Raw genomic sequence first — 8,262 nt, forward strand, 5'->3', positions numbered from 1 at the left:
TTGGTGAAATTGTTCCCGTCTAGCGAGCGGGACGGGAACTTTAAGGCGATCAGCTCTCTGAACGAACGAACGGCAGCCGCGTGGTCGGTGTCTTGTTCAGGGCAAACAGGGCGTTGGCCACCGCCGGACCGATCACTGGTGTCCCCGGTTCGCCCACCCCGCTGGGGGGGTTGCCGGAGGGCACGATGTTGGTCTCGACCGTCGGCGCCTCGTTGATCCGCAGCACGCGGTAGCGGTCGAAGTTGCTCTGGTCGACCTTGCCGTCCGTCAGGGTGACTTCACCGAACAGAACGCCCGAAAGGCCATAACAGGTCCCGCCCTCCATCTGCGCCGCGATCTGGTCGGGCGAGACGGCGACGCCGCAGTCAATGGCGGTGACCACCCGACCAACGCGGGGAACCCCGTCCTCGAGCTTGACCTCGGCGACCTGGGCCACGACCGAGCCGAAGCTCTCGTGCACGGCCACGCCGCGCGTCCAGCCCGCCGCCGCCGTGGGTCCGGCCTTCTCGACCGCCAGGTTCAGGGCGGCCAGGTGCCGGTCGGCGCCGGCCTTGGTGTAGAGGGCCCTGCGATACTCGACGGGATCCTTGCCGGCCTTGGCGGCCAGCTGGTCGATCGTGTGCTCCATGACGAAAGCGGTGTGGGTCGCGCCTACCGAGCGCCACCACAGCACCGGCACCCCGACGTCCGGCAGCGCCACCTGGGCGTCGACGATCGGCGTGGCCTTCAAATAGGGCGAGCCCGCCGTGCCCTCGATCGCCGTCTGGTCGGGACCCTTGCCGGCCGGCATGGGCGAGCCCTTCATGATCGACTGGGTGACGATCCGATGGCGCCAGGCGGCCGGGTAGCCGTCCTTGTCCAGCTGGACCTTCACGGCGTGGACTACGATCGGCCGGAAATAGCCGGCCTGCATGTCGTCCTCGCGCGTCCAGACCAGCTTCACCGGCCGGCCCTTGCCGATCTTCTTGGCGATATGGACGCACTCGGCGACGTAGTCGGACTGAAAGTTGGCGCGCCGACCAAACGAGCCGCCGGCGAACAGCGTCTCGATCTCGACCGAACCCGGCAGGCAGCCGACGATCTTGGCCGCCGCCAGCTGGTCCAGCGTCTGGCCCTGCGACCCGAAGGTCAGCTTGACCTTGTTGCCGTCCACGGCCGCCACGCAGTTCATCGGCTCCATCGTCGCGTGGGCCAGGTAGGGAAATTCGTAGGTGGTCTCGAACACCCGCTCACCCTTGGCCGAAGCCAGGGACGCGGCGTCGCCGCGCTGATCGAAGGGCTCCCACTTGGTGTCGGTGTTCTTGCCGCTGGCGACGTCCTTGAAGAGCTGGCTGATGGCGGCCGAGCCGCGCTTTTCGGCCTTGTCCTCGTCCCACTCCAGCTTCAACGCCTCGCGCCCCATGCGGGCGGCGAAGGTGTTTTGGGCGACGACGGCGACGCCGGTCGGAATCTCGAAGACGTCCACGACTCCCGGGACCTTCTTGGCCTCGGCGGCGTCGACGCTTTTCACCTTGGCGCCGAACCGCGGAGCGTGGGCGACCACCGCCGTCAGCATGTCCGGCAGGCGGACATCCTGGGTGTAGCGGGCCGTGCCGTCGCTCTTGGCCTGGGCGTCCTTGCGGCGCACCCGGTCAGTGCCGATCAGGGTGAAGGTCTTGGGATCCTTCAGCTTGACGTCGGTCGGCGGCGGAACCTTGGCCGCGTCGGCCAGCAGTTCGCCGAAACCGGCGGTCTTGCCCGACGTGTGGGTCAGGACGCTGTCCTTGACGGTGATCTCACCGACCGGGACGTTCCATTTGTTGGCGGCGGCCTGGACGAACATGGCCCGCGCGCCGGCCCCGGCCTTGCGCAGCTGCTCCCACGAATTGGAGATCGCCGACGAGCCGCCGGTCAGTTGCGCGCCCATGACGCCGTTGGCGTAGAGCTTGGCGTTGGCCGGCGCCTGCTCGACCATGACCTTGGTCCAGTCGGCGTCCAATTCCTCGGCGACGATGGCCGAGAGGCCGGCGTGGTTGCCTTGGCCCATCTCCAGGTGCTTTGAGATCACCGTCACCACGCCATCCGGCGCGATCTTGATGAAGGGTCCGAAAGCGCCAACCTCGACCTTGGAGCCCGCGCTCATGAGGTCCGCCGGCGAGCAGCCGACCAGCAGCGCGCCCCCGACCAGGGTCGAGGCTATGATGAGCTCACGGCGGCTCGGCGCCGCGCCATTTGACGGCGTGAAGGGGGCGTTCATCGGCCGGCTCCCCGATGGGTCGCGCCGGAGCCGGCGACGATGGCTTCGTCGATATCGGCGTGCGGCTCACCGGTCGGCGGGCCAAGGGCGGCGGCATCCTTGATCGCGGCGCGGATCCGCTGATAGGCGCCGCAGCGGCAGATATTCCCGGCCATGGCGTTATCGATGTCCTCGTCGGACGGCGATTTCTTCTGCTCCAGCAGCGCCACCGCCGACATGATCTGGCCCGACTGGCAATAGCCGCACTGGGGCACGTCGTGGCGCACCCAGGCCTGCTGGACCGGGTGCTGGCCGCCCAGGCTCTCGATGGTCGTGACCTTCGCCGGTCCCACCGCCGATATCGGCGTCACGCAAGAACGGATCGGCTGGCCGTCGAGATGGACCGTACAGGCCCCACACTGGGCCATGCCACAGCCGAACTTCGTGCCGGTCATACCCAGTTCGTCGCGCAGGACCCACAGCAGCGGGGTCTCCGGCGCGGCCTGGACGGCGACCGGTTTGCCATTGATATCGAGCGTCACGGCCATGCGTTTTCGTCTCCCAACGAAAGCGGGGCGGCGCAACGGGGCCGCCGATGGTCAAACCTAACACCGTTCAGTCGCGGCTTGGCCAGCGGATTTTAAACGATGGTTTCGAACAAGGATCGCTCAGCGCGCGAAAATCGCTTCCGCCAAGGCGAAGCCAGGCGGGCGCCGTGTGCGAAACCCGCTATGCTCGCGCTCGGCATTGTCCGGAGGTCCTCGTCTTGCGCCGCGTCATCGTCTCCCTTGCCGTGCTGGCCACGACCCTCGCCGGTTGCGCCACGGTCGCCCCGATGGACTCCACGGACGCGCCGATCCGCTACAGCTGCAAGGCCGGCAAGCGGTTCACCGCCGCCTACGCCTTGCATGGCAAGCGGGTCGTGGTGACCGCCGGCGGCGTGACCAAGACCCTGAGCCTGGCCCGCTCGGCCTCGGGCGCCCGCTACACGGCCGGTGACGCCGAGATCTGGAGCAAGGGCCCGGACGCCATGCTGAAGGGCTTCCCTGGCGGTCCGTATGCCGACTGCCGCTCGCAATAGATTCTCGCGATAGATTCAGGCGCAGCTTTCGAGGTTCCGTGTTGAACTCCTTCCCCGCCTATTTCCCCCTGGCCGGCCGCAAGGTGGTGATCGCCGGCTCCGGCGACGCGGCCGAGGCCAAGGCCCGGCTGTTCGAGGGCTCGCCCGCCACGATGATCCGGCTGGACGGCCACGCGGCCTATCTGCCCGGTTCGTACAGCGGCGCGACCCTGGCCTTCATCGCCAGTCCGGACGAGGTCTTCGTCCAGGCCGCCGCCAGCGCGGCCCGCGCGGCGCGGGTGCTGGTCAATGTCGTCGACCGCCCCGAGCTCTGCGACTTCAACACGCCCGCCGTCATCGATCGCGGCGAGGTGGTGGCGGCCGTGGGCACCGGCGGCTCGGCCCCCGTTTTGGCGACCATGCTGCGCAACGACATCGAGGTTCAGGTGCCCGAAGGCACGGGCCGCGTCGCCGCCCTGCTGTCCAAGTTCCAGGGCGAGGTGCGCAAGACCCTGCCGGCCCTGCATGAGCGTCGGGCCTTCCTGCGTGACGCGGTGATGGGCGAGGCCGCCGAGGCCGCCCGGGCCGGCGACATGGACCGCGCCGGCCAGCTGTTCCGCGAAGCCCTGGCCAAGGGCTCGGCCCGCAAGGGGCTCGTGCGCTTCATCGCCGGCAAGGGGCCGGCGGACCTCCTGACCCTGCGCGCCGTGCGAGCGCTGGGCGCGGCCGACGTGCTGGTGCTGGACGGGGACGCCGAGCCAGAGGTCGTGAAGATGGCCCGCCGCGATGTCGAGCGGGTCGACGCGGCGCTAGCCAATGCGGAACACCTGATCCAACTGGCCCGCGAGGGTCGCCAGATCGTCCGCCTGATCACCCAAGCGGTCGATCCGGCCCTGATTCATGCCCTGACCCAGGCCGAGGTGTCCGTCGAAGTCCTGCCCGTCGCGGCCAGCTAGTTCAGCGGCCGCTCCTTGGTCTCCGGCAGCAGGAACGCCGTGGTCAGCACGCTGATCAGGGTGAAGGCGATCGGGTACCAGAGGCCGGCATAGATGTTGCCGACCGCCGTCACGATGGCGAAGGCGAAGAACGGCACGAAGCCGCCCACCCAGCCCGTGCCGATGTGGTAGGGCAGAGACAGCGCCGTGTAGCGCACGCGGGTCGGGAACAGCTCAACCAAGCAGGCGGCCAGCGGGCCGAACAGGGCCGTGGCGGCGATCACGAAGACGAACAGCACCAGCAGCATCAGCGGCTTGTTCATCCGCGCCGGATCCGCCTTGGCGGGATAGCCCGCCTTGACCAGGGCGGCCTTGATCGAGGTCTCGACACCGGCCTTCACCGTCTTGACCTCGGCCTTGGGCAGACCTGCGGCGCTCTTGGACGTCACCTCGACGCCGCCGACCTTGACCACCGCCACCGTTCCGGCCGACGCCTTCTGGTTGGCGTAGGAGACGCCGGCATTGGCCAGGGCGCCCTTGACGATGTCGCACGAGGTGACGAAGGCGGTCTTGCCGACCGGATCGAACTGCAGCGAGCAGTCGCCCGGATCGGCGATGACGACGACCGGCGCCTTGGTCGTGGCTTCGGCCAGGGCCGGGTTGGCGGCCTTCTCCAGCAGATGGAAGCCCGGGAAGTAGAACAGCAGCGCCAAGGTCATGCCGCCAAGCATCACCGGCTTGCGACCGACCTTGTCCGACAGCCAGCCGAAGACGACATAGAACACGGCGCTGATCGCCGTGGCGGTCATCATGAGGCCGTTGATGGTCACCGGGTCGACCTTCAGGAACTTCTCCATGAAGGTCTGGACGTAGAAGAAGCTGGTGTACCAAACCGCCCCCTGCGCGCACATCATCGACAGGAAGGCCAGGATCACCAGCTTCAGGTTCTTCCACTGGCCGAACGCCTCGGCATAGGGCGCCTTGGAGGCCTGGCCCTCTTCCTTCATGGCGGCGAAGGCCGGGCTCTCGGTCAGCTTCAGGCGCATCCAGACCGAGACGCCCAGCAGGCCTATCGAGACGGCGAACGGGATCCGCCAGCCCCAGGCGTCGAAGGCCTCGGGACCGACATACTTGCCCAGGGCCCAGCGGGTGGCCAGGATCACCAGCAAGGCCCCGAACAGGCCAAAGGCGGCCGAGGTCTGCACCCACGAGGTCGACCAGCCGCGCTTGTTGGCCGGCGAGTGCTCGGCGACATAGATCGCCGCGCCGCCGTATTCGCCGCCCAGGGCGAAGCCTTGCACGCAGCGCATCAGGATCAGCAGGATCGGCGAGAGGATCCCGACCTGCTTGTAGGTCGGCAGGAAGGCGATGGCGAAGGTCGCGCCGCCCATCAGCAGCACCGTGGCCAGGAACGCCCCCTTGCGGCCGGCTTGGTCGCCGATCTTGCCGAACACCAGCGCGCCCAGCGGCCGGAAGGCGAAGCCGACCCCGAACAGGGCCAGGGCCGCGATGTAGCCGGCCGCGTCAGGCAGACCGGTGAAGAAGGTCTTGGAGATGACCTGGGTCAGGCTGCCGAAAATGAAGAAGTCGTACCATTCGAAGGCCGTGCCGGCGGATGACGCCGCCACCACCGTACGCATCGATGCGCGTTCCTGGACCCCTTCGGCCATGTCGTCGTCTTCCCCGTACTTTGATCCTGCTTAGCGTGGTTCAGAGCTCAGGGGGAAGAGGGTTCGAAAACCGCGTTAGGCGACGGCGTCCCGGACCACGGCGTCATCCCGCGACAGGCGGACGATCTCGGCGACCAGGGCGGCGGGGGCGATTGGCTTGGCGGCCACGCCGTCCATGCCCGCCGCGCGATAGGAGGCCCGTTGATGGGCCATGACGTTAGCGGTTAGGGCGATGATTGGCGCCCGGCTGGCGGGTCCCGGCAGGGCGCGGATGCGGCGCGCGGCTTCCAGGCCGTCCATGCCCGGCATCTGGACGTCCATCAGGATCAGGTCGAACGCCCCGTCGCGGGCCGCGGCCACGCCTGATGCACCATCGTCGGCGACGCTGACGGAAGCGCCCAGTTGCTCCAGGATGCGACGGGCGACCAACTGGTTGGTCGGATTGTCCTCGACAACCAGCACCTTGAGACCGGCCAGCAGATCCTCGGCCGGCGCCTCCACCGCCTCCGGCGGCGCGATCGGCGGGGCGGCGATGGTCAGGGTGAAGGTCGAGCCCTCGCCCGGCGCCGAGCGGAACGAGACCTCGCCGCCCAGCATCTGAGCCAGCTTGCGGGTGATGGCCAAGCCCAGGCCCGAGCCGCCGAAGCGGCGGGTCGTGCTGGCGTCGGCCTGCTGGAAGCGCTCGAACAATCTGGCCTGGGCCTCCAGCGGCACCCCGACGCCGGTGTCGACGACGTCGAAGACCAGCCGCGGACCGGAGGTGTCGGTGACCTTACGCGCCCGCACCGTCACCGAGCCCTTCAGGGTGAACTTCACGGCGTTGCCGATCAGGTTGAACAGGGCCTGGCGCACCCGGGTCGGGTCGGTCTCGATCCAGCCCAGGTCGTCGGCGAGGTCCAGCTCCAGCCGCAAGCCCTTGTGGGTGGCTTGGCCGGCCAGCAGACGCGCCACGCCGCGCGTCAGCTCGCGCGGATCCACCGCCTCGTGGTTCAGGTCCAGCCGGCCGGCCTCGATGCGGGAGATGTCGATCACGTCGTCCAGCAAGGTCGACAGCATCTGGCCGGCGGCCAAGGCCTCGCCCAGCAGGTCGGCGCTATCACCGGCCGGCAGCTCGCGCTTGAGCACGTGCAGGACGCCCAGCACCCCGTTCATCGGCGTGCGGATCTCGTGGCTCATATTGGCCAGGAACTGGGCCTTGGCCTCGTTGGCCGCCTGGGCCGCGCGCTCGGCGGCGACCAGGGCCAGCTCGGCCCTCTTCTTCTCGTCGATGTCGAGGATCAGGCCGAACGCCTTGCGGGTCTTGCCATGGGCGTCGCGGCGGATGTCGTGGAACACCCGCACCCAGCGCGGCGCGCCGCTGGGCGAGACCAGGCGCAGGTCGTATTCATGCGCGCCCCACGCGCCGGTCCGCCGCCATTCGGCCGCGGCGGCGTAAAGCTGCTGGCGATCCTCGGGGTGGATCATTGGCCAGACGGCCTCGCGGACGTCCTCGTAGCCGACCCGGCGGCCCATCATGCGATGGAATTCGGGCGATCCCCAGAAGCTCTGGCTCTCGTGGTCGATCTCGTAGACCCCGGCCCGCGCCGCGCCCAGCGCGACCTTCAGCCGGCGGGCGTTGATGCGGGCCTCGCGCCGAACGGCCGTCAGGGCGGTGACGTCGTCCATGTAGGTGATGACGCCGACGATCTCGCCGGACACGTCGAGCCACGGCCGCGCCGACCAGCGGAACGCCCGCTCCACGCCCTCGGCGTCGTAGAGGCGGTCCTCGCGCCGGTTGACGATCTCGCCCGACAGCGCCCGAGCCACGCCGGCCACGAAGCGCCGGCGTCCGCCGTGGGTCAGTTCGGACAGAGTCTTGCCGATGACCTGGGCCTCGGTCGACTTGAAGATCTCCAGGAAGCGCGGGCTGACCAGGCGCAGGCGCATGTCCAGGTCGTAGACCGCCACGGCGAACGGGGCGTCCTCGACCAGCCGTCGCGCGCGGCGTTCGCTCCAGATGGCCTTGTCACGGCTGCGGGCCACGTCGGTGATGTTCTGCGAAATGCCTTTCAGGGCAAACAGCGGCCCCGATCGCGCCTCGCTGCGATAGGTGCTGCGGAAGGTCAGCCAACGGCCGTGGTCGCCGCGTAGGCGGAACTCGATCGCGCCGCCCTCCCCCGTGCAGGTGGCGTGGCGGAAGGCTTCGCGCACCGTCTCGCGCTGGTCGTCGGGCAAACGGGCGAAAAATTGCTCGGCCGTGGCGACGTCCGACGGCGATAGGCCCAGCAGGGCCAAGGCGTCCGGCGACCAGTCGATCCGCTCGCCCTCGGGTTCGTAGCTCCAGATGCCGACGCCGGCGGCCTCGGCCAGCAGCTCGCGGGTCCGGCGGGCGGCCTCCAGCTC

At 69.0% G+C, this 8,262-nt stretch carries 6 protein-coding genes; 2 read left to right on the forward strand and 4 right to left on the reverse strand.

Annotation, left to right across the window (positions count from 1 at the left end; genetic code table 11):
- Positions 1 to 49: 49 nt before the first annotated feature.
- Positions 50 to 2,236 (reverse strand): xanthine dehydrogenase family protein molybdopterin-binding subunit, encoded by a 2,187-nt coding sequence (locus AC1DSO_RS09590; protein ID WP_477068600.1) that lies wholly within the window; start codon positions 2,234 to 2,236, stop codon positions 50 to 52.
- A complete protein-coding gene (locus tag AC1DSO_RS09595) occupies positions 2,233 to 2,763 on the reverse strand; it encodes a (2Fe-2S)-binding protein (protein ID WP_477068601.1) in 531 nt (176 codons plus the stop codon). Before AC1DSO_RS09595 ends, AC1DSO_RS09590 begins: the two co-directional genes overlap by 4 nt.
- Before the next feature lie 218 nt (positions 2,764 to 2,981).
- Here AC1DSO_RS09595 and AC1DSO_RS09600 point away from each other — a divergent pair, with 218 nt between their 5' ends.
- Positions 2,982 to 3,296, forward strand: coding sequence for an MliC family protein (locus tag AC1DSO_RS09600; protein WP_477068602.1), 315 nt, complete (start codon positions 2,982 to 2,984; stop codon positions 3,294 to 3,296).
- Between the two features lie 41 nt (positions 3,297 to 3,337).
- Positions 3,338 to 4,231 (forward strand): NAD(P)-dependent oxidoreductase, encoded by an 894-nt coding sequence (locus AC1DSO_RS09605; RefSeq protein WP_477068603.1) that lies wholly within the window; start codon positions 3,338 to 3,340, stop codon positions 4,229 to 4,231.
- Here AC1DSO_RS09605 and AC1DSO_RS09610 read toward each other — a convergent pair.
- Entirely contained in the window at positions 4,228 to 5,880 is a 1,653-nt protein-coding gene (locus AC1DSO_RS09610) for an MFS transporter (protein WP_477068604.1), read from the reverse strand. The two genes, AC1DSO_RS09605 and AC1DSO_RS09610, sit on opposite strands and share 4 nt — an antisense overlap.
- Positions 5,881 to 5,955: 75 nt before the next feature.
- On the reverse strand, positions 5,956 to 8,262 hold a 2,307-nt coding region (locus AC1DSO_RS09615; RefSeq protein WP_477068605.1), incomplete at its 5' end, for a PAS domain-containing hybrid sensor histidine kinase/response regulator.

This window comes from Caulobacter sp. P4_E5, assembly GCF_056401555.1.